The organism is Gordonia sp. CNJ-863 (assembly GCF_001942325.1).
Classification (GTDB): Bacteria; Actinomycetota; Actinomycetes; order Mycobacteriales; family Mycobacteriaceae; genus Gordonia; species Gordonia alkanivorans.
This window is the reverse complement of record NZ_MKKG01000002.1, coordinates 12468-36744: the sequence shown is the minus strand read 5'-3', so window position 1 is coordinate 36744 and position 24277 is coordinate 12468. Positions and strand designations below refer to the sequence as shown.

The 24277-nt window shown below is 69.1% G+C and carries 22 protein-coding genes and 1 pseudogene; 13 read left to right on the top strand and 10 right to left on the bottom strand.

The genetic code is table 11. The features are described 5' to 3' along the window. Positions 1-58 precede the first annotated feature (58 nt). From BJF87_RS00965 to BJF87_RS00955, 3 genes are all read right to left on the bottom strand, one after another. Positions 59-1558, bottom strand: a complete 1500-nt coding sequence (locus BJF87_RS00965; protein ID WP_075862510.1) for an aldehyde dehydrogenase — start codon at positions 1556-1558, stop codon at positions 59-61. A gap of 133 nt (positions 1559-1691) precedes the next feature. Further along, on the bottom strand, positions 1692-2327 hold the full coding sequence (locus BJF87_RS00960) for an LON peptidase substrate-binding domain-containing protein (RefSeq protein WP_075862509.1): 636 nt from the start codon (positions 2325-2327) through the stop codon (positions 1692-1694). Between the two features lie 52 nt (positions 2328-2379). Next, positions 2380-2688: an antibiotic biosynthesis monooxygenase gene (locus BJF87_RS00955; RefSeq protein ID WP_006358487.1), complete on the bottom strand. Its 309-nt coding sequence runs from the start codon at positions 2686-2688 to the stop codon at positions 2380-2382. A gap of 82 nt (positions 2689-2770) precedes the next feature. Here BJF87_RS00955 and BJF87_RS00950 point away from each other — a divergent pair, with 82 nt between their 5' ends. After that, the gene (locus BJF87_RS00950; RefSeq protein WP_075862508.1) at positions 2771-3598 is read left to right on the top strand and encodes an alpha/beta fold hydrolase; all 828 of its coding nucleotides are present in this window, start codon (positions 2771-2773) and stop codon (positions 3596-3598) included. 60 nt (positions 3599-3658) lie between these two features. Here BJF87_RS00950 and BJF87_RS00945 read toward each other — a convergent pair whose 3' ends face one another. Both BJF87_RS00945 and BJF87_RS00940 read right to left on the bottom strand, forming a co-directional pair. Continuing rightward, positions 3659-4627, bottom strand: a complete 969-nt coding sequence (locus tag BJF87_RS00945; protein ID WP_042376195.1) for an integral membrane protein — start codon at positions 4625-4627, stop codon at positions 3659-3661. Between the two features lie 120 nt (positions 4628-4747). Next, positions 4748-5620, bottom strand: a complete 873-nt coding sequence (locus BJF87_RS00940) for an A/G-specific adenine glycosylase (protein ID WP_035751799.1) — start codon at positions 5618-5620, stop codon at positions 4748-4750. Between BJF87_RS00940 and BJF87_RS00935 the strand changes: the two genes are divergently transcribed. Beyond that, complete coding sequence (locus BJF87_RS00935) at positions 5619-6269, top strand: carbonic anhydrase (RefSeq protein WP_035751798.1); 651 nt, start codon at positions 5619-5621, stop codon at positions 6267-6269. The two genes, BJF87_RS00940 and BJF87_RS00935, sit on opposite strands and share 2 nt — an antisense overlap. Before the next feature lie 126 nt (positions 6270-6395). Beyond that, positions 6396-7163 carry a hypothetical protein gene (locus BJF87_RS00930; protein ID WP_006358492.1) on the top strand — a complete coding sequence of 256 codons (768 nt, stop codon included), beginning with the start codon at positions 6396-6398 and terminating at the stop codon, positions 7161-7163. A gap of 44 nt (positions 7164-7207) precedes the next feature. Here BJF87_RS00930 and disA read toward each other — a convergent pair whose 3' ends face one another. After that, the gene (gene disA / locus BJF87_RS00925; protein WP_006865342.1) at positions 7208-8293 is read right to left on the bottom strand and encodes a DNA integrity scanning diadenylate cyclase DisA; all 1086 of its coding nucleotides are present in this window, start codon (positions 8291-8293) and stop codon (positions 7208-7210) included. Positions 8294-8376: 83 nt separating this feature from the next. Between disA and BJF87_RS00920 the strand changes: the two genes are divergently transcribed. Further along, positions 8377-8970: a PaaI family thioesterase gene (locus tag BJF87_RS00920; protein ID WP_396246691.1), complete on the top strand. Its 594-nt coding sequence runs from the start codon at positions 8377-8379 to the stop codon at positions 8968-8970. Here BJF87_RS00920 and radA read toward each other — a convergent pair. Both radA and BJF87_RS00910 read right to left on the bottom strand, forming a co-directional pair. After that, entirely contained in the window at positions 8935-10314 is a 1380-nt protein-coding gene (gene radA / locus BJF87_RS00915; RefSeq protein WP_006358495.1) for a DNA repair protein RadA, read from the bottom strand. The two genes, BJF87_RS00920 and radA, sit on opposite strands and share 36 nt — an antisense overlap. Before the next feature lie 83 nt (positions 10315-10397). After that, positions 10398-11108 (bottom strand): annotated as a pseudogene (locus tag BJF87_RS00910) (hypothetical protein). A gap of 323 nt (positions 11109-11431) precedes the next feature. Here BJF87_RS00910 and BJF87_RS00905 point away from each other — a divergent pair. From BJF87_RS00905 to ispF, 3 genes are read left to right on the top strand one after another with little or no spacing between them, the layout of a single operon-like run. After that, positions 11432-11920, top strand: a complete 489-nt coding sequence (locus tag BJF87_RS00905; protein WP_006358497.1) for a CarD family transcriptional regulator — start codon at positions 11432-11434, stop codon at positions 11918-11920. 29 nt (positions 11921-11949) lie between these two features. Continuing rightward, entirely contained in the window at positions 11950-12666 is a 717-nt protein-coding gene (gene ispD, locus BJF87_RS00900) for a 2-C-methyl-D-erythritol 4-phosphate cytidylyltransferase (RefSeq protein WP_035751793.1), read from the top strand. Then, positions 12663-13127 (top strand): 2-C-methyl-D-erythritol 2,4-cyclodiphosphate synthase, encoded by a 465-nt coding sequence (gene ispF, locus BJF87_RS00895; protein WP_075862507.1) that lies wholly within the window; start codon positions 12663-12665, stop codon positions 13125-13127. The genes ispD and ispF overlap by 4 nt, the downstream gene beginning before the upstream one ends. 22 nt (positions 13128-13149) lie before the next feature. Here ispF and BJF87_RS00890 read toward each other — a convergent pair whose 3' ends face one another. Both BJF87_RS00890 and BJF87_RS00885 read right to left on the bottom strand, forming a co-directional pair. Next, positions 13150-14385: a nucleotide disphospho-sugar-binding domain-containing protein gene (locus BJF87_RS00890; RefSeq protein ID WP_075862532.1), complete on the bottom strand. Its 1236-nt coding sequence runs from the start codon at positions 14383-14385 to the stop codon at positions 13150-13152. Further along, positions 14382-15737 (bottom strand): hypothetical protein, encoded by a 1356-nt coding sequence (locus BJF87_RS00885; protein ID WP_075862506.1) that lies wholly within the window; start codon positions 15735-15737, stop codon positions 14382-14384. Before BJF87_RS00885 ends, BJF87_RS00890 begins: the two co-directional genes overlap by 4 nt. A gap of 548 nt (positions 15738-16285) precedes the next feature. On the opposite strand from BJF87_RS00885, the gene BJF87_RS00880 reads away from it, so the two are divergent. The 6 genes from BJF87_RS00880 to rlmB all read left to right on the top strand — a co-directional run bounded on the left by BJF87_RS00880 (position 16286) and on the right by rlmB (position 24265). Beyond that, positions 16286-17323 carry an alpha/beta hydrolase family protein gene (locus BJF87_RS00880; protein ID WP_075862505.1) on the top strand — a complete coding sequence of 346 codons (1038 nt, stop codon included), beginning with the start codon at positions 16286-16288 and terminating at the stop codon, positions 17321-17323. A 167-nt stretch (positions 17324-17490) separates the two neighbouring features. Next, the gene (locus BJF87_RS00875; RefSeq protein ID WP_075862504.1) at positions 17491-18981 is read left to right on the top strand and encodes a condensation domain-containing protein; all 1491 of its coding nucleotides are present in this window, start codon (positions 17491-17493) and stop codon (positions 18979-18981) included. Beyond that, positions 18981-20513, top strand: a complete 1533-nt coding sequence (locus BJF87_RS00870) for an acyltransferase (protein WP_075862503.1) — start codon at positions 18981-18983, stop codon at positions 20511-20513. The genes BJF87_RS00875 and BJF87_RS00870 overlap by 1 nt, the downstream gene beginning before the upstream one ends. Beyond that, entirely contained in the window at positions 20510-21829 is a 1320-nt protein-coding gene (locus BJF87_RS00865) for a condensation protein (protein WP_006358504.1), read from the top strand. The genes BJF87_RS00870 and BJF87_RS00865 overlap by 4 nt, the downstream gene beginning before the upstream one ends. 82 nt (positions 21830-21911) lie before the next feature. Next, positions 21912-23303 (top strand): cysteine--tRNA ligase, encoded by a 1392-nt coding sequence (gene cysS, locus BJF87_RS00860; protein ID WP_075862502.1) that lies wholly within the window; start codon positions 21912-21914, stop codon positions 23301-23303. After that, complete coding sequence (gene rlmB, locus BJF87_RS00855) at positions 23303-24265, top strand: 23S rRNA (guanosine(2251)-2'-O)-methyltransferase RlmB (RefSeq protein WP_006358506.1); 963 nt, start codon at positions 23303-23305, stop codon at positions 24263-24265. The genes cysS and rlmB overlap by 1 nt, the downstream gene beginning before the upstream one ends. Positions 24266-24277 lie beyond the last annotated feature (12 nt).

The following is a 24277-nucleotide window of genomic DNA, read 5'->3' as shown; positions in this document are numbered from 1 at the left end:
ATCGGGGCCGGACGCCTGGCGTCCGGCCCCGGTACTTCCCCCTGTGAGAGGTGAGGGTCTAGTTGCTGGAGACCTCGTAGCCCATCGGCAGCATCGTCGACTTGTGCTCGAGGAAGGACTCCAGGCCTTCGCGGCCGTTCTCGCGGCCGATGCCGGAGTTCTTGTAGCCGCCGAAGGGGGACTCGGGATCGATTGCGTACCAGTTGATCCCGAAGGTGCCCGTGCGGATCCTGGTGGAGATCTCGATGCCGCGCTCGACGTCGTTGGTCCACACCGTGCCGGCGAGTCCGTAGTCGGAGTCGTTGGCGATGGCGATGGCCTCGTCGACGTCGTCGTAGGCGATGACCGACAGGACGGGGCCGAAGATCTCCTCCTGGGCGATGGCCATGTCGTTGGTGACGCCGGTGAAGATGGTCGGGGTGAGGAAGTGGCCCGAGTCGAGACCGGCGGGACGTTCGCTCTCGAGAACCGGTGTGGCACCGGCCTTCTTGCCGAGTTCGATGTACTCCTCGACCTTCTGGCGCTGCTTTTCGGTGATCAGCGGCCCGAGCTGGGCCTCCGGATCCGACGGTAGGCCGACCTTCATGGCCTTCGCCGCCTCGACCATCGCCGCGACGATCTCGTCCTGGCGGCTGCGCGGCACCAGGATTCGGGTCTGCGCGACGCAGGCCTGGCCGGTGTTGAACAGGCCGAGGAACGTCAGCATGAAGGCGTTCGCGGCGATGTCGACGTCGTCGAGGACGATCGCCGCCGACTTGCCGCCCAGCTCGAGCGAGCAGCGCTTCAGGGTCTCGGCGCAGGCGGCGCCGATGGCCTTGCCCGCGGCGGTCGAACCGGTGAAGGTGATCTTGTCGACGTCGGGATGGGCGACGAGGGCCTGGCCGGTCTCGGTGCCGCCGGTGACCACCGAGATCGCCTCGGCGGGCACGCCGGCCTCGATGAACAGCTGGGCCACGTAGTTACCGGTGAGCGGGGTCTCCGGGGCGGGCTTGAGGACCACCGAGCAGCCGGCGGCGAGGGCCGCGCCCATCTTGTTGCAGGTGATGAACAGCGGAACGTTCCAGGCGCAGATCGCGCCGACGACGCCGACCGGCTCGCGGGTGATGCGGGTGGTGCCGAACAGGCCGGTCCGGTACTCCTCCCACTGGTAGTCGCGGGCGGCGTTGGCGTAGGCGCGCAGGACACCAGTGCCGGGCAGCTGCTGCAGGGTGGCGATCGCACTCGGCGGGGCGCCCATCTCGGCCGAGACCAGCGCGGTGATCTCGTCGCCGCGCTCGTCGATGAGGTCGGCGACCTTGGCGATGATGTCGGCGCGCTGAGCCGGGGGCGTCGAACTCCAGACGCCGGAGTCGAAGGCCGCGCGGGCCGCCCCGACGGCGGTGTCGATGTCGGTGGCGTCGGCGTGCGGCACGGACCCGACACGCTCCCCGGTGGCGGGGGAGAAGACCTCGAGGGTCTCACTGGAATGGGGGTCGACCCATCGGCCGCCGATGAGCAACTGGGGTTGATCCCCGCCGCCGGTGACTGTTGCGGTGTGGGACTCCACGGTCTCGGTCATTACGCGTGTGCTCCTCAGGAGGACGGGTCCTTGCCGGTCAGCGGCGGATTTCTCTCCGCACGCGGGCAAGTGTGAACTACGGCACACGCAATACTAGAACACGTTCTAACTTCGCCGCCAGGGGCGGCGCGAATCAGCCCCGCCCGAACGCCGCGCGGGCCTCCAGTCCTTCCATGACGTCGTCGAGTACATCGAGCTGTCCGGACGGGTCGGCGGCCTCGAGGAGGCGTTGCTGATCGTGGGGCTCGACCTGGAGTCGGTTGGCCCAGCGGTAGATGGGCGAGATGTCTGCCATCGCGGGATCGGCGTCGATGATGTCGAGTGCGGCGAAGATCGTGTAGACGTCCTTGCCGGCGGCCTCGAGAGTCTGCCGCATGATGACGCGGAGGCGCTGGTCGATCGAGTGCAGCCGCTCGAGGTCGACCTCGGAAGGGGCCGGTTCGGGGAGCACCTCGATGCGGGCGAGGGGATACGGATCGTCGGGAAGCCATTCGACGATCCGGAAGCGATGAGTGCCGGTGCCGGACAACAGCGCCCGACCGTCCGGGAGTCGATCGGTGACGTCGGCGAGTGTCAGCGTGCCGACCTCGCACCGCACCTCGCCGCCACCGACCTCGGAGCCGCGGGCGATCAACACGACGCCGAAACGCACGGTCGATCGCCCGTCGGACTCCGCGATGTGGTCGCCGACCATCTGCCGGTAGCGCGGTTCGAAGACACGCAGCGGCAACTCGCCACCCGGCAGCAGGGCGGTGCCGAGCGGGAACATCGGCGAGACGAACTGCTCGCCGGCGGGGATCGACGAACTCAGGGCTGCTCCGTCAGGCCCTGGGGCGCGCGTCGAGGACGACCTCGAACTCGAGCAGATCGGCACCCGAGGCGACCGGCTTGGCCCGCTCTCCGGCATGCGCTTCGCGTGCCGGGCCGGATGCCCACGCCTGGAAGTCCTCTTCGGACTCCCACTGCGTCACGACGAAGTAGCGGTCGTCGCCCTTCACCGGACGCAGGAGCTGGAACCCGAGGAATCCCTTGGAACCGTCGACCGAGTGGGCGCGGTTGGCGAACCGCTTCTCCAGTTCGGGTCCGGCGCCCTCGGGAACGGTGATTGCATTGATCTTCACAACAGCCATGCGTCCACCATAGGCGTTGCGAGTGCGGTCGTGACGGTGTTGTCCGGCTCGAGGCATCGGTCGGGCGGCTACAGTTTCGGCCATGTTCGACACCCACGCGATCGGCGAGATCGGGTTCCGTGACCACGGGGGTCCGGTGGTCGTCGACGACGCCCGCGGACCGCTCGACGACGGCACGACGGCTCGGCCGATCGTCCTGCTGCACGGGCTGATGGGGCGTGGGCGCACGTGGCGGCGACAGGTGCCGTGGCTGCGCCGGTACGGCCGGGTGTTCACCTACGACGCGGCCTTCCACACCGGCGCCGATGTCGAGGAGCCGGAGAGCGCAACAGAACTCGCGACCGAGCGGTTCGTCGCCGACCTCGCCGAGATCCTCACCTGGATCGACCGCGGACCGGCGGTACTCATCGGGCACTCGATGGGGGCACTGCACGCCTGGTGCACCGCCGCCGCCTATCCGGAGCTCGTGGCGGCGCTCGTACTCGAGGACATGGCACCCGACTTCCGCGGTCGGACCACCACCAACTGGACGCCCTGGTTCGAGTCCTGGCCCGAGCGTTTCGATTCCGTCGACGACGCGGTCGCGATGTTCGGTCCGGTGGCCGGCCGGTACTTTTACGAGGCATTCGACGACGGGCGGCTCCATGGCCGGATTCCGTCGTGGGGCGCGATCGCCGACGAATGGGGCGTTCGCGACTTCTGGTCGGAGTGGGAAGAGGTCGCGGTGCCGTCGCTGGTGATCGAAGCCGAGTACACGGTCACCCCGCCCGGGCAGATGCGCCGCATGTGTGAGGTCAACGAGCGCGCGCAGTATCTACGGGTCGAGGGGGCCGGGCACCTCGTCCACGACGACGCGCCGCACGTGTATCGCGGTGCGGTGGAGGCCTTTCTGTCCGGGCTCGACACCTGACCCGAATAGATCGGGGCGCACACGATGTCTCGTGCGCGCCCCGAATGGGTGGGCTGTGGATCAGGCGGGATCGGCGGGTGCGATCGGTGCGCCGTTGAGTCGACGCCAGCAGTGCACCAGGAACAACTGGGCGACCGGGGCGGCGACGATCAGGCCGACGTAGCAGACCAGGACACCGACCAGGTTGATGGCGTAGGTGACCAGCAGGGTGATGATCGAGTCACCGACCTTCGACTTCGTCAGCTCGAAGGAGTTCTTCATCGCGTTGATCGGCGAGAGGCTCTTGTCGATGGTGGCGACCACCGAGAACATCAGGAAGAACATCGCGATGATGCCGGGGATGATGCACAGGGCGTAGCCGATTCCGGTGATGATGCCGACCAGGATCGCGGTGCCGACGACCGGCCCGAAGCGGATCGGGGTCAGGAACGACTTCGCCGTCACCGGTTCGCCGTTGGCGACGCGGACCGCGCCCGAGATGATGCTCGCCTGGATGTAGAGCAGGCCCACGATGAAGACGAGGTACACCAGGCCGAAGAGGATCGAGCCTCCGAAGCCCAGCGACGTCTCGGTGTATTCGTTGCCGAAGCGGTCATAGGTTGTTTCGGTGGTGCCGAAGAGTGCGACTGCCGAAAAACCCACCGCGATGAGTGCGGCCCCCAGCAGGAACACCGCCAGACCCGGCAGGATCATGGCGCCGACGTTGTTCTTGAACTTGTTGAAGGCCCAGGAGAACGCCTCGCCCACATCGACCTTGGTGCCTGGGGCGCCGGGAGCGCCGGGGTACGCGCCCGCGCTCCCGTACTGCGGCGCACCCGGGGGCGGCGGAGGCGGCGCCTGGCCGTACTGCGGCTGTCCGTGATCAGGCTGCTGGCCGTACTGGGGTGGCTGCTGCCCGAACCCGGGCTGTTGACCGTACTGGGGTGGGGGAGGCGGCTGCTGCCCGTACTGGGGCGGCTGCTGCCCTGGTTGTCCACCCGGCTGATTCGGGTCCGACGGCGGGACAGGAGGATACGGCGGCTGACTCATGGATCGGGACATTAGCAACGATCCGGGTCCAGCGGGAGACTATGCCCGAACGATCAAATGACTGGTCATCGACCTTGGCACGAATTATGACCTGCGGTGTCGCCCGTCGGTCGGACGGCTTCAGCCCTCGCCAGCAAGGCAGTAGCGCCCGTCGGTGGTGATCTCCACGAGCCCGTCGACGAGCAGGGAGTCGAGGGCACGGTCGCGCTGGGCGGTGTCGCTCGTCCACACCACGTCGAGCTTCGCCCGGTCCACCGAACCGGTGGTGCCGCGCAGGACGTCGAGCAGCAGGCCGCGGACCTGCCGGTCGGTGCCGGCGAACTTCTGGGCCTTCCGCGGTGGGCCGGTGTGCGCGGGACGGCCGCGCCGGACCCAGGTGCAGTCGACGAGAGGGCAGTTGTCGCACTTGGGGTTTCGTGCCGTGCACACCAGTGCGCCCAGTTCCATCAGGGCCGCCGAGAACCGCGGCGCGCCGGACCGGGGGAGCAGCGCCTCGGCGTCGTCGAGGTCGCGGCGTGACGGGTTACCGGGCTGCTCGCGACCGTGCACCGCGCGCGCGATGACGCGGCGGACGTTGGTGTCGACGACGGGTACCGCCCGGCCGTAGGCGAAGCACGCGACCGCCCGCGCGGTGTAGTCGCCGATGCCGGGCAGCGTGAGCATCGTCTCGACGTCGTCGGGCACTCGGTCGCCGTGATCACGTGCGAGGACCTTGGAGCACTCGTGGAGGCGCAGGGCGCGCCGGGGGTACCCGAGCTTGCCCCAGGCACGTAGGACCTCACCGGCAGGCTCGACGGCCATCGCCGACGGCACCGGCCAGCGCTCGACCCACATCCGCCACGGCTCCAACACCCGGGAGACCGGGGTCTGTTGCAGCATGATCTCGCTGACGAGGATCTGCCATCCGGTACATGCCGGGTCCCGCCACGGCAGGTCGCGCTCATGGGTGCCGAACCAACCGATCAATCGCTCCGGTGGCACACTATTGGTCATGATCGGAAAGACACCCCGCGAAGCCTGGCGCGTCCTGCGCAACGGAAACGACCGATTTGTGGCCGGAGAATCTCAACATCCGAGCCAGGGTATCGAGGATCGGGCGCGGCTCGCCGACGGGCAGCACCCGCATGTGGTCCTCTTCGGCTGCGCCGATTCCCGTCTGGCCGCCGAGATCATCTTCGATCAGGGTCTCGGCGACATGTTCGTGGTCCGCACGGCCGGCCACGTCATCGACTCCGCGGTCATGGGTTCGCTCGAGTACGCGGTCGAGGTCCTCGACGTGCCGCTGATCGTGCTTCTCGGCCATGACAGCTGCGGCGCGGTGAAGGCGACCCTCGACGCCCTCGACGATCTGCAGATCCCCGGCGGCTACATCCGCGACGTCGTCGAACGAGTCACCCCGAGCATTCTCGCCGGACGCAGCGAGGGCCTCACCCGGGTCGACGAGTTCGAGGCCCGCCACGTCGTCGAGACCGGGCGCCTGCTCATGCAGCGCAGCCGGATCATCGCCGACCGCATCAGCACCGGGAGACTCGCGATCGTCGGCCTGACCTACAAGCTGAGCGAGGGCCGGGTGAGCCTGCAGGGCGTGTACGGCGACATCGGCGAGCAGCCGCAGGCCCACGTGGTGGCGGAGACCGCCTGAATCGCTCCGGACGACCCGGAACCTGAAGGCGAACTCTAGACTTTGCCTGTTGGGGACTGTTTTTCGGCCGCGACACGCCGCACGTGATCAACCGGAAGTCAAGATCCGGCCGTTAGCGTTGTGGTCGTGATCGAACCCCAGGGCCCGCTGCCCCCCGAGATCTACTGGCGACGACGCGTTGTCGCCGGGGGTGCTGCACTGGTCGTCGTGGGGTTGGTCGTGGCTCTCATCGTGTGGATGACGTCGGGTGGTGACGCGCCGCAGAACACCGCGGCCACCTCATCCGTTCCCAGCAGTGCGGCTCCGTCCTCGGAGTCGGCGCCGCCGTCGTCCGAACCGCCCGCCGCCGGAGACGCCGGCGCCGGTGGCGCTCCGGGCGGCAATGCTGCCGGTGCCGGAGCCCCGGGTGGTGCGTCCGCGTCGGCGTCCTCACCTCCGGAATCGGCGAGCCCCGCAGGAGTCCCCGGTGGCCCCGCCGGCCCCAACCTCTGCCCGGACCAGGCGATCTCGGTGGTCCTCTACACCGACAAGCCGACGTACACGATCGGCCAGCAGCCGGTCTTCACGATCGTCACCACGAACGCCGGTCTGTCCGACTGCACACGCGATGTGGGCAAGGCCGCTCAGAACGTGATCGTGCGGACGCTCGACGGGTCGCGCACCCTGTGGTCGGCGCGTGACTGTTCGCCGATCGAAACCGTGAACAACGTCGTCCTCAAGCCCGCACAGCAGGTCAAGGACACGATCACCTGGTCGGGTACCACCAGCAGCCCCGGCTGTGAGCGTCCGCGGACGCAGGTGCCCGCCGGTTCCTACTCGGCGATCGGCAAGATCGGGGAGCGCGAGTCGTTCCCGATCACCTTCAACGTGGTCGCCCCGGCGCAAGAACCCTGATCGTCAGAAAACCCTGATCGTCTGAAGCCCGATTCGTCGGGGCTCTAGTCGTATCGCTCGATGCTTGTCTCCGCGAGCCGGGAAAGGCCTTCGCGGATGTGCCGCGCCCAGATGCTGCCGATGCCCTCGACGGCCTGGAGGTCGGCCGAGGTGCTGGCGAGCAGAGCCTGCAGGGTGCCGAAGCTGCGGACGAGCCGGTCCACGTGCGCGAACTGCAGACGGGAGATGCGAGCGAGCAGCCGGTAGCCGCGCGGACTCATGGCGTTGTCCTGGGCATCGATCGTCGTCGGGTAGCCGAAGGCGCCCGCGAGCTGCGTGAGGTCGAGGAGATCGGCATCGCTGAGTCCCTCGATCACCTCGAGCGCCTGCCGCACGTCCTCGGCGGTGGCGGGTTCGGGACTGGCGTAGTAGTCGCGGACGAGGAGTTCGCGCATGGTGTCGTTGTCGCTGATGAGCTCCTCGAGCTGCAGGCTCACCTGCCGGCCGTTGGTGCCCAGTTCGAGGACGTACTCCTCGATCTCCACCGACACCCGGCGCACCATCTCCATGCGCTGTGCGGTCGACATGGCGTCGCGCAGCAGCACGTAGTCCTCGATCTCGGCGCGCGAGAGCGCGGCGATGACCTCGTCGAGGCGTGCCTTGTAGCGCTCCAGGGTCGCCAGGGCGACGTTCGCGCGCGACAGGATGGGGTCAGGGCTCTCCACGACACGACGAGCACCGTCGACGTAGACGCTGACGATCGACATCGAAGCGCTGACCGAGATGACCGGGTGGCCGGTCTGGATCGCGGTGCGCTCGGCGTTGCGATGCCGGGTGCCCGATTCCTCGGTGGGGATCGACGGGTCCGGCACGAGCTGGACGTTGGCGCGCACGATGCGCTTGCCGTCGGTCGACAAGACCACCGCGCCGTCCATCTTGGCGAGCTCGCGCAGCCGCGTGGGGGCGAATTCGACGTCGAGGTGGAAGCCACCGTCGCAGATCTTCTCCACGTCGGAGTCGTGACCGAGCACGATCAGGGCGCCGGTACCGCCGCGCAGGATCCGCTCCAGGCCGTCGCGCAGCGGGGTGCCCGGCGCGACGCGCGCCAACGTCTCACGCGTGAGCTCGGACTTCACCACTTCGGCAACCATGTCTCCCCTTCGGCACCGGGACACCCCGGGCGGACGACGCCCGTCGAAGCAGGTCGTCACAACGGTGACTAGGGTACCGGGATGTGAAGAGCAGCAGTTTTGTGGTGCCCGACGAACTCGACGTGCTCGAGCGTCACCCGAAGACGTCCGAACCGGGCGAACTCATGCGTCCGCACAACATGACGTGCTTCGGTTGTGGCCCAGAGTCCCCACACGGCCTACACCTCGAGATGTACGCGGGCGAGGGCTTCAGCGTCGACGCGAAGATGCCCGTCCAGCAGTGGATGGAGGGCGGGCCCGGCGTGATCCACGGCGGCATCCTCTCCAGTGCGTTCGACGACGTCATGGGTATGACGCCGCGGCTGATCGGTCCGGCGGCGGTGACCGCGCACCTCCAGGTCGACTTCCTGCAGCCCATCCCGGTGGGCAAGACCCTGCACCTGCATGCCGAGATCCTGGGCAAGCAGCGACGCAAGATCTACGTCGAAGGTGTTGCGCACCTCGGTGATCCGGAGCGGCCGGTGGCGCGGGCGAACGGCCTGTTCGTCCAGATCGACGTCCGGGCGCACTTCGCCGATCACGTCGAGAACAGCGCCAAGGCGGCGGAGTACCTGGCGGTAAGCCTCAGCTCTGAGGTCGGCTCAGAACGGCGCGTCCACCGGGTCGGAGTCGCGTAGGTGGACGGCGTCGCCGAGGTTGGCGACCCGGAGGATGCGGATGCCCTTCGGAAGTTCCTCGTCGGTGGCCGCGGGGATGATGGCCTCGCGGAAGCCGAGCCGCTTGGCCTCCGCCAGGCGTCGCGCCACCGCCGACACCCGACGGATCTCGCCGCCGAGTCCGACTTCGCCGATGACGACGGTCGACTGGGGGACGGGGCGTTGGGTCAGGGTCGAATAGACCGAGAGCGCGATGGCGAGGTCGGCGGCGGGTTCGGTCACGCGCATGCCGCCGACCGTCGACAGGTAGACCTCCGACTTGCCCAGTTCCTTGCGGCCGGCGCGCGCCTGCAGCACGGCGAGGACCATCGCCACCCGGTTGAAGTCGAGGCCCGACACCGCACGACGGGGGTTGGACATCTCGGTCCCGTTGGCGAGCGCCTGTACCTCGCCGACGAGCGCCCGCTTGCCGTCCATCGTCACCATCGTGACGCTGCCACTGACGTCCGAATCCCGTTGGTGCAGGAAGATTCCCGACGGATCGGGCACCTGGTGGATGCCGTCGTCGCGCTGTTCGAAACAGCCGACCTCGTCGGCGGCGCCGAAACGGTTCTTCACGCCGCGGACCATCCGCAGCGTCGAGTGCTTGTCGCCCTCGAAGGCGAGTACGACGTCGACGAGGTGCTCGAGTGAACGAGGACCCGCGACCGCGCCCTCCTTGGTCACGTGGCCGACCAGGATCACCGCGATGCCCCGGTTCTTGGCCAGCGAGACCAGTGCGGTGGTGACGGCGCGGATCTGCGTCACGCCACCGGTCACGCCGTCGGCGCCGGACGCGACGACGGTCTGCACCGAGTCGATGATCATCAGCGACGGCCGCACGGTGTCGACGTGGCCGAGGATGGTCGCGAGATCGGTTTCGGCGGCGAGGTAGACGTTGGCGTGCACCGCGCCGGTGCGCTCGGCGCGCATACGGACCTGACCGGCCGATTCCTCGCCGGTGATGTAGAGCGCGACGCGATCCTGGGCCGCCCAGTGTTTGACGGTCTCCAGCAGCAGCGTCGACTTGCCGACGCCGGGTTCTCCGGCGAGCAGGATGACCGACCCCGGGACGACGCCGCGCCCGAGGACGCGGTCGAGTTCCCCGATGCCGGTGGGCACCGCCGCGGTGGACTGGGCGTCGACCTCGGTGATGCGCAGGGCCGGGCTCGACGGCGCCACCGCGGCGGTCGTCCGGGAGGACGTGGGTGCGCCGGCGACCTCGTCGATCGATCCCCACTCGCTGCATTCGGGGCAGCGTCCGACCCACTTGGCGACCTGATGACCGCAGCCGGTGCAGCGATACGAGGATTTGGGTTTTGCCACCCGGTCAGCCTAAGCGGGCGGACCGACAGAACAGACGAGGCCCGGCGGATGCCGGGCCTCGTCGTGCGTCTTCAGGGGAGGGGTCAGTGCCCGCCGCCCTCTTCGTGTCCGGTCTCGGGTGTGCCGCCCTCGGAGTCCCCGGGGCCGACCGCTCCGTGATGCTAGTTGTAGAACGTCGGCTCCGCGTTGCGCGCGACGTCCTGGCGCTCGAGTTCCGCGCCGGCGTCTACCGGGGTCTGCACGGTGGTCTCACCGGCGGGGACCCACGAGCCGTTGCCCTCGCGCTTCTCGAAGACGAAGGTCAGGTCGGTGGTCAGGCCGGCGGCGACGGTGTCGCCCGCGTTGGTGAGCTCGGCGGTGACCTTCTTCTCGCTGTCCCGGACGGAGCCGACGGGCGTGCCGCTGCTGAGGGCCTGCCCCGGCGCGATGACGCGAGCCGCGGAGTCGCTGCCCTCGACGAACTCGACCGAACCCTTCTCGGGCTTGATCTCCTTAAGGCGGTAGTACGCGGTCTGGTCGGAGTTCGCGACGACGAACGCGAGCTCGAATGGTCCGCCGTTGCCGAAGACGGTCGGTGCGTCCTTCTCCGGGTAGAGGATCTGCACGTCCCGCAGCTGCAGCGTGTCGATGTTGACGTTCGCACCGTTCACTGCGGGCAGCTGGTTGGCGGTCTGCGAGATCTGTCCCGCACCGCAACCGGTGGTGCCCAGGGCAACGGCGATGCCGATCGTGGCTGCAGCGGTGGCCAGACGAGACGGCCGAACCGCCGACCGCCGTGCGGATAGTGGAAGCACTGACACCCGATCCTCCCAGGTCAAACGAAGTCGAATTGCAGCGCGCGAAACCCTGCACTACGCAGCGTAGTGGGCGTCGTCCGGAAAAGTCCGCCCGGGTGCCCGATTCGTGTCCGCGAGGGCATGTTCCGGGGCTCGGGAGGGGGGTCTCCACGGGGCTCGCCGAAGAGGTGTTGCGTGACGTCGAACACGCTGCTACGGCACCCCCTGCCACCTCGGAAGAGCCTGCACTGGAACCGGTTCACCGCGTTGACCTGCACCGTTGGGTGGGGCCCTCGGAACGCCCGTGCTAGACTGGGTTCACTCGAAAGGGGCAAGGAACATTGAATTTCAAAGTTGGCGACACCGTCGTTTACCCCCATCACGGTGCTGCTCGGGTCGAAGACATCGTTACCCGGACCATCAAGGGTGAGCAGATCGAATACCTTGTTCTCAAGGTTGCCGACGGTGACATGACCGTTCAGATTCCCTCGACGAAGTTGGAATACGTGGGCGTCCGCGACGTGGTCGGGCAAGAGGGTCTCGACCAGGTATTCCAGGTGCTGCGGGCCCCGCACACCGAAGAGCCGACCAACTGGGCGCGGCGATTCAAGGCGAACCAGGAGAAGCTCATCTCCGGCGACATCATCAAGGTCGCCGAGATCGTGCGCGACCTCTGGCGCCGCGAGCAGGACCGTGGACTCTCGGCCGGTGAGAAGCGCATGCTGACCCGTGCCCGCCGAGTCCTCGTGGACGAACTGTCGCTCGCGCAGAACACCGATGACGAGAAGGCCACCATCATCCTGGACGAGGTCCTCGCGGCGGCTTCCTGACATCGGTTCGTACCTGATCAGGTAGAACATTGACCACTACGCCGGAGGATTCCGGCGCGGAAGTCTGCGTCATCATCCCGGCTGCCGGGTCGGGAACCCGACTCGGCGAGCCGGTACCGAAGGCGTTCGTCGACCTCGATGGCGCAACGATCATCGAGCGCTGCGTCGACAACATCCCCGAATCGCTCGGGGCATCGATCGTCGTCGTGGTGCCGGCCGACCTCGTGGAGCATGCTCGAGAGCTGCTCCCCGGGGTCGCCGTCGTTCCCGGCGGTGCTCACCGGTCCGATTCGGTGCGCGCGGGAATAGCCGCGGCCGGCGATGCCCGGATCCTTCTCGTGCACGACGCGGCACGTCCCCTGACGCCCGCTCATGTCTTCACGAGAGTGGTCGACGCCGTCGCGGCCGGGCATCCGGCCGTGGTGCCCGGGGTGCCGGTTGTCGACACTCTCAAGCAGGTCGCACCGGATGCGAGCGGACACGAACTCGTGACCCGCACCGTCGACCGCGAAGAACTCCGCGCGGTGCAGACCCCACAGGGCTTCACCCGCGAGGCCCTGCTGCGAGCGCATGCCGACGATTCCGGTCTGGCGACCGACGACGCCGGCCTCGCCGAACGCTGCGGAATCCCCGTCCACATCGTCCCGGGAGACCCTCTCGCCATGAAGATCACCACCCCGTGGGACCTCCGCATCATCCGAGACGTCGTCCGTGAGACCGCGGCCGACGCCGAGGCCCGGTCATGAGGGTCGGGATCGGCACCGATGCGCACCGTATCGACGCATCCGCCGACTGCTGGATGGTCGGCCTGCACTTTCACGACGAGCCCGGCTGTGAGGGTCACTCCGACGGCGACGTCGGTGCGCACGCCCTGTGCGACGCGGTGCTCTCGGCCGCCGGACTCGGCGACGTCGGGTCGGTGTTCGGCACCGGTCGACCCGAGTGGGAGGGCGTCTCCGGCATCGCGATGCTCACCCATGTGGCCGAGCTGATCGCTGCCGAGGGACTCCGCGTCGTCAACGCCGCCGTGCAGGTCATCGGCAATCGTCCCAAGATCGGACCCCGTCGTGCCGAAGCTCAGGAAGTGCTGTCCGCGGCGGTCGGCGGACCGGTGTCGGTGTCGGCGACGACCACCGACGGTCTGGGCATGACCGGACGCGGCGAGGGGATCGCGGCGGTCGCCACCGCCCTGCTCGACGACGCGTGACCGCGGCTCGACGACGCCCGGGTCAGCGCGCCGCGGCGTCCAGCAGGATCTCGCAGGCGCGGTCGACGGCGTCGGCCGGTGGGGTGAGGTCCCTCCCCAGACGCGCGGCCGCAGCCGCCACCGCCGGATCGGTGAGCGGGTCGAGATCGGATGGCTCGAACCGGGCCAGCTTGTTGCCGGAACCGGCACCTTTCCGTCGAAGAGCTGCCGCCCACATCGGCTGATCCGCGCTGAGCCACGCGATCACCGACGGGATGCCCGCGCGTGCTGCCGCTGCCGTGGTGCCGGCGCCGCCGTGGTGCACCGCGCCTCGACATTCCGGGAGCAGGGTCTCGTGGTCGACCGGCTGTTGGAGGTGCAGGAGCCGATCATGCTGGGAGAGTTCGTGATCGGTGTGTCCGATGACCCGAAGCCCGCGATCGAGGAGCGAGCTCACGATCCCGCCGATCTGCTCGGCGGTGATCTTCATGCTGCCGAAACCGACGTAGACGGGTGCCTCACCGCCCGACGCCCACTCGACCGCGCGTGACGTCGCATCGTCGCCGTTGGCGAGTGCGGCGCGAGTTTCCTTGTCCGGCAGAAGGAATCCGACCAGCGGCCGCTGTGGTCCCCAGTCGTTCGCGAGTCCGGGGAACAGGGCGGCATCGTAGGCCTGGATCTCGGGTACCCCGCGCCGCCGAAGTCGGCTCCCCAGTGGGCCTTTGGCGGGCGGGAGGTCGAGTTCGGTGCGCAGCCTCCGGTCGGCGCCGCGCAGCGTCAGCCAGTAGGTCTGGTCGGCGAGACGCCACATCGCGCGCGAGACCGGACGCGGGTACTCGCGGTAGCGGACGGCGAGGCTGGCGTTCGGACGCAGCGGACAGTAGTGCAGCGGAACGAATCCGATGCCACGGCTCTGGGTGATCGCGTCGGCCCGGTCCTGCGCCAGCGGCCCGGTCACCAGGAGATCGGAGACGTCGGCGAGTTCGGCCATGACCTGTTCCGAGGTCGCGCGACCGTGGTCGGCGACCTCGCCCAGCGCCTTCAACCGGACCCGTGGGTTCTTGGACTTCAGGCGCTCCTTGACCAGTGGACCGGCCAGCAGCTCGGCCGTCGACGGCGCCAGCATCCGCGTCGGCAACCCGGACGCCGCGGTCAGTTCGACGAGATCCTCGGGCACGGCGAGGCGGACCTCGTGTCCGCGACGCGCGAGTTCGGTGCCGATCGCCACCGCGGGCTGGACATCTCCCCGGCTGCCGTGGACGGTGAACGCGATCCTCATGCGCCCCAGCGGCTTCCGTGCAGACCCCACGCGGCGAGCTCGGTGGTCACCAGCTCGCGCAGGGTGGCCACGTCCGGGATGCGCACCGGGTCGAGCGAACTCACGCTGAACATGACGTCGTCGGCGCCGAGCGCGAGCCAGCCGCTGATGCCGCCCTTGCGGTCACGCAGATTGCGGGGATCGTCGGTCGCGGTGACGGCGCGGATGGAGAGTGCGGCGCGTTCTCCGGTGCCCAGCGTCGCGAACTCGTCGGGAACCAGTCCGACGTTGGAGGCGAGGCACAGCGGTGTGGTGACGTTGGCGGCGAGGCGTCGGGTGAGGGCGGCGTTCAGCGCCTGCAGGACGACTGCTCGCTGGGCCACTTTGCCCGAGTTGGCGGTTAACCGGTTGTAGGCGTCCTTGCACGCCGTCCGGACCGCGGACAGGTCCTCGTAGCGGTCCGGGGAGACCTCGACGAAGGCGGTGGCGCCCGACGTCGCGTTCGCGCGGCGGTCGTCGTGCGTGCGTGACGAGACGGGCAGCGACACCGGGACGACGTCGCCGGGGGAGACCCGGCCGCACCGCTCCAGTACACCCACCATGAGCGCCGCGAAAAGGCTGTTGTCGGTGCCGCCCCGGGATTCGGCCGCGGCGGTGAAGTCGGCGGCCGGGATCAGGACGGTCACGTTCGGTGCGATCTCGGCGGTGGCGACGTCGGTGTCGGGTGCCGGCCGGCCGGTCACGCGCGCCGGCGAGGCGGGCGGTCCGGACCTACTCGCGCGCGCCATCCGGATCGCGGTCTTCCCCGCGGTCCAGAGCAGGTCGCCGGCGTCGACGACGTTCGACACCAGGCCCGGAGCGGTGCCGGGCGTGTAGTCCAGGCCGTGGACGGCCTCGAGGACCGCGACCGCGCCCGTCCCGCCGTCGGCGATGACATGGGAGATGACCAGGGACACGAGCACCGAGGCGTCGTCGGCGGTCCGTGCGACGACGAGCCGCCACGCGGGTCCGTTCTCGAAGTCGAGGTCGGTGTCGGCCTGTGCCCGGCCCCACTGCTCTTCCTCGCCGACCGCGACCGGCTCGGCCTGCACGGAGAAGTGGCCGGCGTCGGGGGTGTACCGCCAGTAGGCGCGCCCCGGACCCCGGTGGGTGGCGACGAGCCGGCTCAAGCGACCGCGACGTAGCTTGTCTGCCAACGAGGCGATGGCGTCGACGTCGACCGTGCCGGGGAACCGCCACAGCGTCTGGTTCACGACGGGGAGGCCGAGGATCACATCCATGCGCACGAAGAGGTCGTCGTCCGCGGTGAGCCGATCGACGGTCGAGTCGGTGGACACGCCGGGCACGTGTCCGACCAGGGAAGCGAAGTTCATGACTGCACCTGCCGTTCGTCGAGAGTGATTCTTTCCACAATCCACCGGGCGGAAGGGCTCAGACCGTGCCCTGGCGCCATGTGTGTTGTGTCACACCGGGTTTCCATTGTGAGCACCGCCCGAGGTGTCTTCCGCGGTGCCGTACCGCCGGTCCGATCCGGTCGGACCGCCGGAGCGGTGCGGGCCGGACGCCGGCGACGGCCGGACGGATGAACACGCGCAGCTGCGGATTCGGTGATCGTGGTCGACCGCGCCTCGCGAGCCGCGTCAGGTGGCGTCGAGACCGTGCAAACCATACCCGAGGAGCCGGTGGTGGCCCGATCTTCGGGCGACGGGCCCGAACGGTGGCCCGGGAGTGCCCCGAAACCGCCAATATCATGGATCTTTAAGGGTCGCCTTGTTGACGCGCAATTCGTACGGCGAACTATCCAATCGGATGAATTCGGGTTACTGTCGTGACCAATGTGGACCGGCCCCCCCGGAAATCGGGAAGCCGGCGAATCTGGTCAATTGACTGCCAAGTCTTGGAATTCGGAGGACGCGACGATATGACGGGTGCTGCCCGCCGGAACACGTATCGCCGTGTGAAGATGCGCGCCACAGGCGTTCTCGCGACCACCGTGGCTGCGGCGATCGTCTTCTCGGGTCTGGCCACAGCAGTGTCGGCGGGCCCCGCGTCCGCGGCACCGGGCGTCTCCGCGATCGAGCGAGTGGTCGCCGAGGGCCCGCACCTCCACGCCGTGTACGTGCATTCCGCGTCCATGGACAAGACCATCAAGGTGCAGGTCCTGACCCCGCGTGCGGACACCGGCCCGCGGCCGTCGCTGTACCTGCTGGGCGGCCTGAACGAACAGGATCCGAACAACAGTGTGTGGACGCTGAAGACGGATCTCGCCGGTTTCTATGCCGACAAGAACGTCAACGTGGTCATGCCCATCGCGGGTGACGGCAGTTTCTATACGGACTGGCAGCGCGACGATCCGAAGCTCGGCCGCTACAAGTGGGAGACGTTCCTGACCCGCGAACTGCCCCCGCTGATCGATACGCAGTTCTCCGGCAACGGCGTGCGGGGTGTCGCCGGACTCTCGATGGGTGCGGGTGCCGCGCTCGTCCTGGCGGCCCGCAATCCCCGTTTCTATGATGCGGTGGCCGCCTACAGCGGATGCTTCACCACGACGGGACCGGCCGGCCAGGCCTACCCTCGAGGCATCGTCGCGGCGTTCGGCGGTGACGCCAACAACATGTGGGGCGGCCCGAACGACCCGGATTGGGCTGCACACGATGTGCTCGCCCAGGCGGGAAACCTCCGGGGCTCCGCCGTCTACGTCTCCACCGGGACGGGCCGCTCCGGAAAGTACGATGCCCCCGGTTATCCCGGCAACGAGAACCCCACAGACCGACAGGTCGTCGGTGGCGTGATCGAGGTCGGCTCGATGTGGTGCACACAGCAGCTGCAGTCCAGGCTCGCCGCTGCCGGTGTTCCGGCCACCATCCGTTACGTCGACCCCGGCACACATTCGTGGCCGTACTGGGTCGACCAGCAGCGGGAGTCGTGGCCCACGCTACGACGTGGGTTGGGGCTGTGAGCATGGCGAGACGACCGAGAGCACAGCAGCTCTCGGCATCGAGGACGCATGCCCGCGTCGACTTCGATCGACAACACCGCTAGCGCAACGCGGCGCACCAGCCTCAGGGGAGGGGCTGGAGAAGACCAACAGTCGGGGGCTGACACGTGTCAACACGAGAGGTTTCGATGGAATACACCGAACTCGATGACTATTCGATGCCCGGCGGAACGGTGACCGCGTGGGAGCCGACGGTCGAGGCATCGGAATGGCAGACCGACTCGCGGCAACTGTCGTACATGCATCTCGAGCACGCCCGACGCGCGGTTCGGGAGGGCGACGACTGGTACAGCCAGTGGATCGGGACGGCATTCCGGATCCAGCGTCCGCTCGACCGGGAAGCGTTCTCGCGCACACTCGTCGCGTGGTACCGCCGGCACGAGGCGTTCCGGACCTCGGTCCGTGTCCACGACGCCGGACACCCGCAGGGCGACCTGACCCGCATCACCGTCGCCGCCGACGCGATCTCGGTGCGCGAGCGGGCCTTCGGGTCCGATCTGGAACCCGCCGAGGTCTCCGAACTCGTCACCGAGTACTTCAACACCACCGTCACCCCGCTGGCGTGGCCGCACTGCATCGCGGTCACAGTCGAGACGCCTGGCGACGACGAGGGCTTCCTCGTGGTGTTCGCCGCCGACCACACCGTGATGGACGCCTACACCCAGGTGTTCGCGATCCGCGAGCTGACCGCGCTGTACCTCGCCGAGCTCACCGGTGATCCGCACGGCCTCGCCGCCTTCGGCAGCTACCTGGACTTCAGCGACGCCGAGCGCCGCCTCGGTGAGCAGATCGACGCGAACAACGCCGCGGTGAGCCAGTGGCGCAGCTTCTTCGACGACACCACCACGGCCGTTCAGCCGGAGCCGATCCCGCGCTTCCCGCAGTTCGCCGCCCCGGACGACGCGCCGCGCACGATCACCGCGCAGCGGGTCCCGGACGAGGGCTTCCAGACGACGCTGTCGCACTGGTTGCTCGATCCCGCCGAGACCAAGCGCTTCGACGCGATCTGCAAGGCGGCCGGGTCGTCCATGACCGCGGGCATCTACACCGCGCTGTCGATGACGTCCGCGGCCCTGACCGGTTCCGCGGATCTGCGTTTCATCAGTCCGGTCCACACCCGCAACTCGGTCGAGTGGGGCGAGGCCGTGGGCTGGTTCGTCGGCATCATCCCGGTGGCCGTCCGCCCGGGTCGGCCGCTGAAGTTCACCGACGCGCTGACCGCCGTCGCGGCCACCGCGGCCCAGTACAAGGATGTGGGCGGCGCCCCGTTCGCGCCGGTCGCCGAGCTCATCGGCGGGGATGTCACGCCGCCGGGATTCGTGGTGTCCTACATCGACCTCCGCCACGCAGAGGGGTCGACCGAGTGGGAGCCGCGCGCGGCACGCGTGCTGCGCAGCGCGACCCGCGACGCCGACGAGGTCTACTTCTGGATCAACCGCATCCCCACCGGTGTCAACGTGTCCTCGCGCTTCCCGGCCGAGAGCGCGCCCGCGGTCGAGACCTTCCTGTCCGTCTTCCATGCGATCCTCGAGCGGATCGTCACCGAAGGCGATTGCGAGTACACCTACCGCACTGCGGAATTGGTAGCCGGAGGGTCGCCGGTCGTAGCGGAACGCTGATGTCCGGCACCCTGCAGTCCTCTCGCGTGTCCCCCGGGTTCGGTGTCCCCGGGTCGCTGACCGTTCGCCTCCGCCCCCACCTGCGTGGTGGGCGGATCGTCGAATGGGAACTCGGCGACCCGGCAGGCGTCGCCCGGGCGGCACGACGGTGGGGTGACGGGGTGTCGTTCCTGCAGTCAGACCATCTCGCGGCCATGGCGGACAGGCGATCCGACAGTCAGCCGCATCACGGCTTCCTGCTCGCCGCCGCACGTTTCGACGTTCCCCTCGATGCGGAGGCGATGAGCGGCGCCCTCACCGCGTTCGTCCGGCGACACGAGGAGCAGCGTGCCCACTACCGCACTGGTGACTCTGGTCCCGAACGATGGGTGGCGCCGCCGGAGGCCTTCGAGTTCCGGGTCGCCGAGCGCGCCGGGGAGGCGCAGGTCGTCGGCGATGCCGATCTGGGCCTCTGGGCCGGTCGTCGTGCATCGGAAACGGCTCGTGCAGAGCTGATCCCGGGCACCTGGTGCGCCGCCGCGGTCGATCCGAACCCCTCGGCCGATGGTGCCTTCACGTTCTTCTTCGCCACCGACCACGCCCACGGTGACGGCTACTCCTCGGCCCTGGCGTTGTCCGAGATCGTCGCGCTGTACCGGGAGCGAAGTTCCGGTGTGCCCGCGGAACTCGGCCCCGCCGGTGCCTTCGGTGATTCGATCGCGGCCGAGCGGGCCGCGGCGACGGCCCTCACCTCGGACGACGAGCGGGTGGCTCTCTGGCGGGATGCGTTGTCCGCGAACGACGGCCGACCCCCGCGGTGTCCACTCGACCTGGGACTGACCGGTGGCGCGCCGCAACCCGCGGTCGCGATCGAGCACTGGCTGCTGACGCCCGAGCAGCTGGTGCATTGCGACACCCGGCTGGCCGCGTCCGCCGGCGGTTTCGCCGGCCTCCTCTACGCCGCTCTCGCCACGCATCATCGTGAATCCACCGGCGAGGCACGGTTCTTCGTGTCCACCGTGCTCGCGAGCCGGGGCGCCGGGCACGCGCGGACACAGGGCTGGCTGTGCAACTTCGCGCCGGTCATCGTGGACTCGCCGCAGGGGCCGGACACGTCGTTCGACGGGCTCGTCCGCATCGCGACCGAGAGTGTGCGCGCTGCGCGCCGGGCCGCTTCGGTACCGGCTCACGGCGTCCTCGGACTCTTGGCGGGCGAAGGGGTCTTCAAGGGACTCGACGGCAGTCCGTACATGGTGTCCTACACAGATGTGCGCCGGCTCGGCCTCGGCGACGACCCGGTTCTGTCGACGATGCATACCTCCAGCGGGGTCGGTCCGACCCGCAACGCCAACTTGTGGTTCACGCGCACCGACGCCGGACTCGTCGTGCGCTCACACGTCCCCGACAACGCGGTGGCGCGCACCTCGATCCTCGGCCTGATCGAACGTATCGAGTCCATCGTGACCGCTTACGCCGCAGGCGTTCCCGCGCCCGAACCGACCCCCGACGCCCCATCCGCCGTCCCCCGCCGATCGACAAGGAGTGTGCGATGAAGCTCTCGAGTTCCGAATCGTGGGAGGTCGAGCCGGGTGAACTGGTGTGCTGGCGCGCCGTGCCGGGTGGTGCCGCCGCGCGGTCGAGCGCGCCGGTGTCGGAGAACGAGCGATTCCACCTGGCGTCGCTCGCCTCGGGACAGCCGGGCTGGATGGCGCTGACCCTCGACTTCCCCGAACAGCTCGACGCCGACGTGCTCGGCGAGGTGGTCGCCACGGTCATCGCCCGCCATGACGCGCTGCGCAGTCACTACGTACAGGCCGAGGACGGGGTCACCCGATTGGTGCACCCCGGCGTCGACGTCAAGGAGGAGCACCGCGAGACCGCTGAGGGGCTCTCCTCGCAGGAGTTCGCCGCGAAGCTCATCGAGTCCATCGGCGCGACGTGCAACCCCTTCGAGCCGATGCCGCATTTCCTGGCGGCGGTCACGCGCGCCGGCGGGACGACACTCATCTGCGCCTTCGACCATTGCTACGTCGACGCCCGCTCGCTGGCCGTCGTGTCGACCGAGATCTGCGAACTGCTCGTCGGTCGGGAACTGGCGCCCGCGGAGTCGGGACTCGCGGCCCTGAGCGTCGTCGCCGAGGGGGAGGCGTCGGTGACCGCCGACGATCCCCGCCTGGGCGCCTGGGGGCAGTTCCTCGCCGCGACCGGCTGGACGGTGCCCGAGTTCCCGCTCGACCTCGGTGTCGCCGTGGGCGTCAGCCTGCCCGTGCACACGATGGTCCGGACGTTGCTGTCCGGCGACGACGCCGCGACCTTCAGTTCGACGGTCCACCGTCGCGGTGCCCGCACCTATCCGGCCGTCCTCACCTGTGCGGCGATGGCCGTCAACGCCGCCGGCGGACCCGACGAGATCGCGACCGTGGTGCCCACCGGCGCCGGGGCGGGACCGGGTTGCGTGAGCTGGTCGGTGGGCAACGCCCCGCTGCGGATCAGCGCGACGGGCGACCTGTACGCCGCCATGCACCGCAACACCCGGCGTCTCGCGGCCGCACTGCCGCTGGCCGAGATCGGGCTGACGCCGGTGTACGCAGCCTTCGGTGATCGACTGCGCCCCGGTCGTAGCGACGTCTTCATGATGTCCTATGTCGACTACACGCGGCTGCCCATGCCGCGCGGGGACGTCGACGTGCGGCAGATCTCGAGCCAGAAGCCGACCGACACGGCGCAGTGGTGGTTCTGGCGTGATCGTGACGGCATCCATGTGCGTGTGCGGTATCCGCACACCGAACGGGCCGTGGCGGTCCTCGGGGACACGCTCGACACGATGCAGGCGCTCCTCGACTCGGTCCTCGCTGCCGACGCGAGTTGATGGCATTCCGGCTGCGGAACGGGGCTCGTCCGCGCGCTCGCGTGGTCGGTGGCCCGATCGTGGTCCGGTAGGATGGCCGGTCGTGACCCTGCGCCTGTATGACACCAGCTCCCGAGAGGTGCGCGACTTCGTGCCGCTGCGCCCAGGCCAGGCATCGGTGTACCTCTGTGGCGCGACTGTGCAGGGTGTTCCCCATATCGGCCACGTCCGCAGCGGCATCGCCTTTGACATCCTCCGGCGCTGGTTGAGCCATCAGGGCCTCGACGTGCTGTTCGTCCGCAACGTCACCGACATCGACGACAAGATCCTCCGCAAGGCCGCCGACGCCGGGCGCCCGTGGTGGGAGTGGGCGGCCACCCACGAGCGCGCCTTCGACGACGCCTACCGCGCCCTCGGCGTTCTGCCGCCGTCCGCGGAACCGCGCGCGACCGGCTTCGTGACCCAGATGGTCGAGTACATGGAGCGGCTGATCGAACGCGGGCACGCCTACGTCGCCGACGGCAACGTGTACTTCGACGTCCGCAGCCTGCCCGACTACGGTGCGCTGTCCGGGCACAAGCTCGACGACGTGCACCAGGGTGAGAGCGCGGGCACCGGCAAGCGCGACCACCGCGACTTCACCCTGTGGAAGGCGGCCAAACCCGACGAGCCGTCATGGCCGACACCGTGGGGGCCGGGACGCCCGGGCTGGCACCTCGAATGCTCGGCGATGGCCACCAGCCTGCTGGGTGCCGAGTTCGACATCCACTGCGGCGGAATGGATCTGGTGTTCCCGCATCACGAGAATGAGATCGCCCAGGCGCACGGCGCCGGGGACCCGTTCGCGCGCTACTGGCTACACAACGGCTGGGTCACCATGGGTGGCGAGAAGATGAGCAAGTCGCTGGGCAACGTGGTGTCGATCCCCGCGATGCTGAAGCGCGTCCGTGCCGTCGAACTGCGGTACTACCTCGGCAGCGCGCACTACCGGTCGATGCTGGAGTACTCGCCCGGTGCGCTCACCGAGGCGGCCGCCGGCTACCGGCGGGTGGAGTCGTTCGTCGAGCGTGTCGCCGCCCGCGTCGGTGACGTGGTGATCGGCGACATCGACCCCGAGTTCGGTGCCGCACTCGACGACGATCTCGGCGTCCCCGCGGCTCTCGCGGTGGTGCACAACGTCGTCCGGCAGGGCAACACCGCACTCGAATCGGGTGACGGGGCGGCCGCTCTCGCAGCCGCGTCGTCGGTGCGGGCCATGATGGGGATTCTCGGCGTCGACCCGCTCGACGACCAATGGGCCGGTACGGCCGACGACTCGGCCGCCACCTCCGCGCTGGACGTGCTGGTGCGCGCCGAACTGCAACGACGCGCGGACGCGCGTTCCGCCAAGGACTGGGCGACCGCGGACGCGGTCCGAGACCGCCTGGCCGAGGCCGGCATCGAGGTGACCGACACCCCTGATGGTGCACAGTGGGCATTGAAGGGTGAGGCGTGATGGCAGGAAATTCGAAGCGTAAGGGTGCGATCCGGAAGTCGGGCACCAAGAAGGGACAGGTCGTCGGGTCCGGCGGCCAGCGTCGTCGTGGACTCGAGGCCCGCGGCGCCACCCCGAAGGCGGTCGACCGCCCGTACCATCCCGCGCACAAGAAGGCCAAGGCCGCGGCGAAGTCGGGTGCAGGACGCAGCGGTGGCGGCGCGGCGCGAGCCAAGGACGAGGGTCCCGAGTACGTCCTCGGTCGCAACCCGGTGGTCGAGTGCCTGCGCGCCGGCGTTCCCGCGACGGCGCTCTACATCGCCACCAACTCCGAGCCGGACGAGCGCGTCGCCGAGGCGGTCAAGATCGCCGGCGATCAGGCGATCTCCATCCTCGAGGTCGGCAAACCGGAGCTGGATCGGTTGTCCACCAACGGAATGCACCAGGGCATCGCCCTCCAGGTGCCGGAGTACCGGTACACCCATCCGGACGATCTGATGGCCGATGCAAAGGCCAGCGGCACCCCGCCTCTGCTGGTGGCCCTCGACAACATCACCGACCCGCGCAACCTGGGCGCGGTGATCCGCTCGGTGGCCGCGTTCGGCGGGCACGGTGTGGTGATCCCGGCCCGACGCAGCGCGAGTGTGACCGCGGTGGCCTGGCGGACCAGTGCCGGCGCCGCCGCGCGTCTCCCGGTCGCGCGCGCCACCAACCTGACCCGCACCCTCAAGGACTGGGCGGACTCCGGTGCCCAGCTCGTGGGTCTGGATGCCGACGGCGACGTCACCCTCGACGAGTACGACGGCACCGGCCCTACCGTGATCGTCGTCGGGTCGGAGGGCAAGGGACTGTCGCGGCTCGTGCGCGAGAGCTGCGACTCGATCCTCTCCATCCCGATGGCGGGTGACGTCGAGTCGCTCAACGCGTCGGTAGCCGCGGGCGTCGTGCTCGCCGAATTCGCTCGTCAGCGGCGTCGTCGGTAACGACCGGCAACC

What these genes read in the sequence shown, in the direction of transcription:
- BJF87_RS00880 (WP_075862505.1), top strand. Translation starts at nt 16,286, where the DNA reads ATGACGGGTGCTGCCCGCCGGAACACGTATCGCCGTGTGAAGATGCGC.
- BJF87_RS00885 (WP_075862506.1), bottom strand. Translation starts at nt 15,737, where the DNA reads ATGAACTTCGCTTCCCTGGTCGGACACGTGCCCGGCGTGTCCACCGAC.
- BJF87_RS00965 (WP_075862510.1), bottom strand. Translation starts at nt 1,558, where the DNA reads ATGACCGAGACCGTGGAGTCCCACACCGCAACAGTCACCGGCGGCGGG.
- BJF87_RS00935 (WP_035751798.1), top strand. Translation starts at nt 5,619, where the DNA reads ATGATCGGAAAGACACCCCGCGAAGCCTGGCGCGTCCTGCGCAACGGA.
- BJF87_RS00865 (WP_006358504.1), top strand. Translation starts at nt 20,510, where the DNA reads ATGAAGCTCTCGAGTTCCGAATCGTGGGAGGTCGAGCCGGGTGAACTG.
- rlmB (WP_006358506.1), top strand. Translation starts at nt 23,303, where the DNA reads ATGGCAGGAAATTCGAAGCGTAAGGGTGCGATCCGGAAGTCGGGCACC.
- BJF87_RS00890 (WP_075862532.1), bottom strand. Translation starts at nt 14,385, where the DNA reads ATGAGGATCGCGTTCACCGTCCACGGCAGCCGGGGAGATGTCCAGCCC.
- BJF87_RS00955 (WP_006358487.1), bottom strand. Translation starts at nt 2,688, where the DNA reads ATGGCTGTTGTGAAGATCAATGCAATCACCGTTCCCGAGGGCGCCGGA.
- BJF87_RS00940 (WP_035751799.1), bottom strand. Translation starts at nt 5,620, where the DNA reads ATGACCAATAGTGTGCCACCGGAGCGATTGATCGGTTGGTTCGGCACC.
- BJF87_RS00875 (WP_075862504.1), top strand. Translation starts at nt 17,491, where the DNA reads ATGGAATACACCGAACTCGATGACTATTCGATGCCCGGCGGAACGGTG.
- ispF (WP_075862507.1), top strand. Translation starts at nt 12,663, where the DNA reads ATGAGGGTCGGGATCGGCACCGATGCGCACCGTATCGACGCATCCGCC.
- BJF87_RS00960 (WP_075862509.1), bottom strand. Translation starts at nt 2,327, where the DNA reads ATGTTCCCGCTCGGCACCGCCCTGCTGCCGGGTGGCGAGTTGCCGCTG.
- BJF87_RS00950 (WP_075862508.1), top strand. Translation starts at nt 2,771, where the DNA reads ATGTTCGACACCCACGCGATCGGCGAGATCGGGTTCCGTGACCACGGG.
- BJF87_RS00945 (WP_042376195.1), bottom strand. Translation starts at nt 4,627, where the DNA reads ATGAGTCAGCCGCCGTATCCTCCTGTCCCGCCGTCGGACCCGAATCAG.
- BJF87_RS00870 (WP_075862503.1), top strand. Translation starts at nt 18,981, where the DNA reads ATGTCCGGCACCCTGCAGTCCTCTCGCGTGTCCCCCGGGTTCGGTGTC.
- disA (WP_006865342.1), bottom strand. Translation starts at nt 8,293, where the DNA reads ATGGTTGCCGAAGTGGTGAAGTCCGAGCTCACGCGTGAGACGTTGGCG.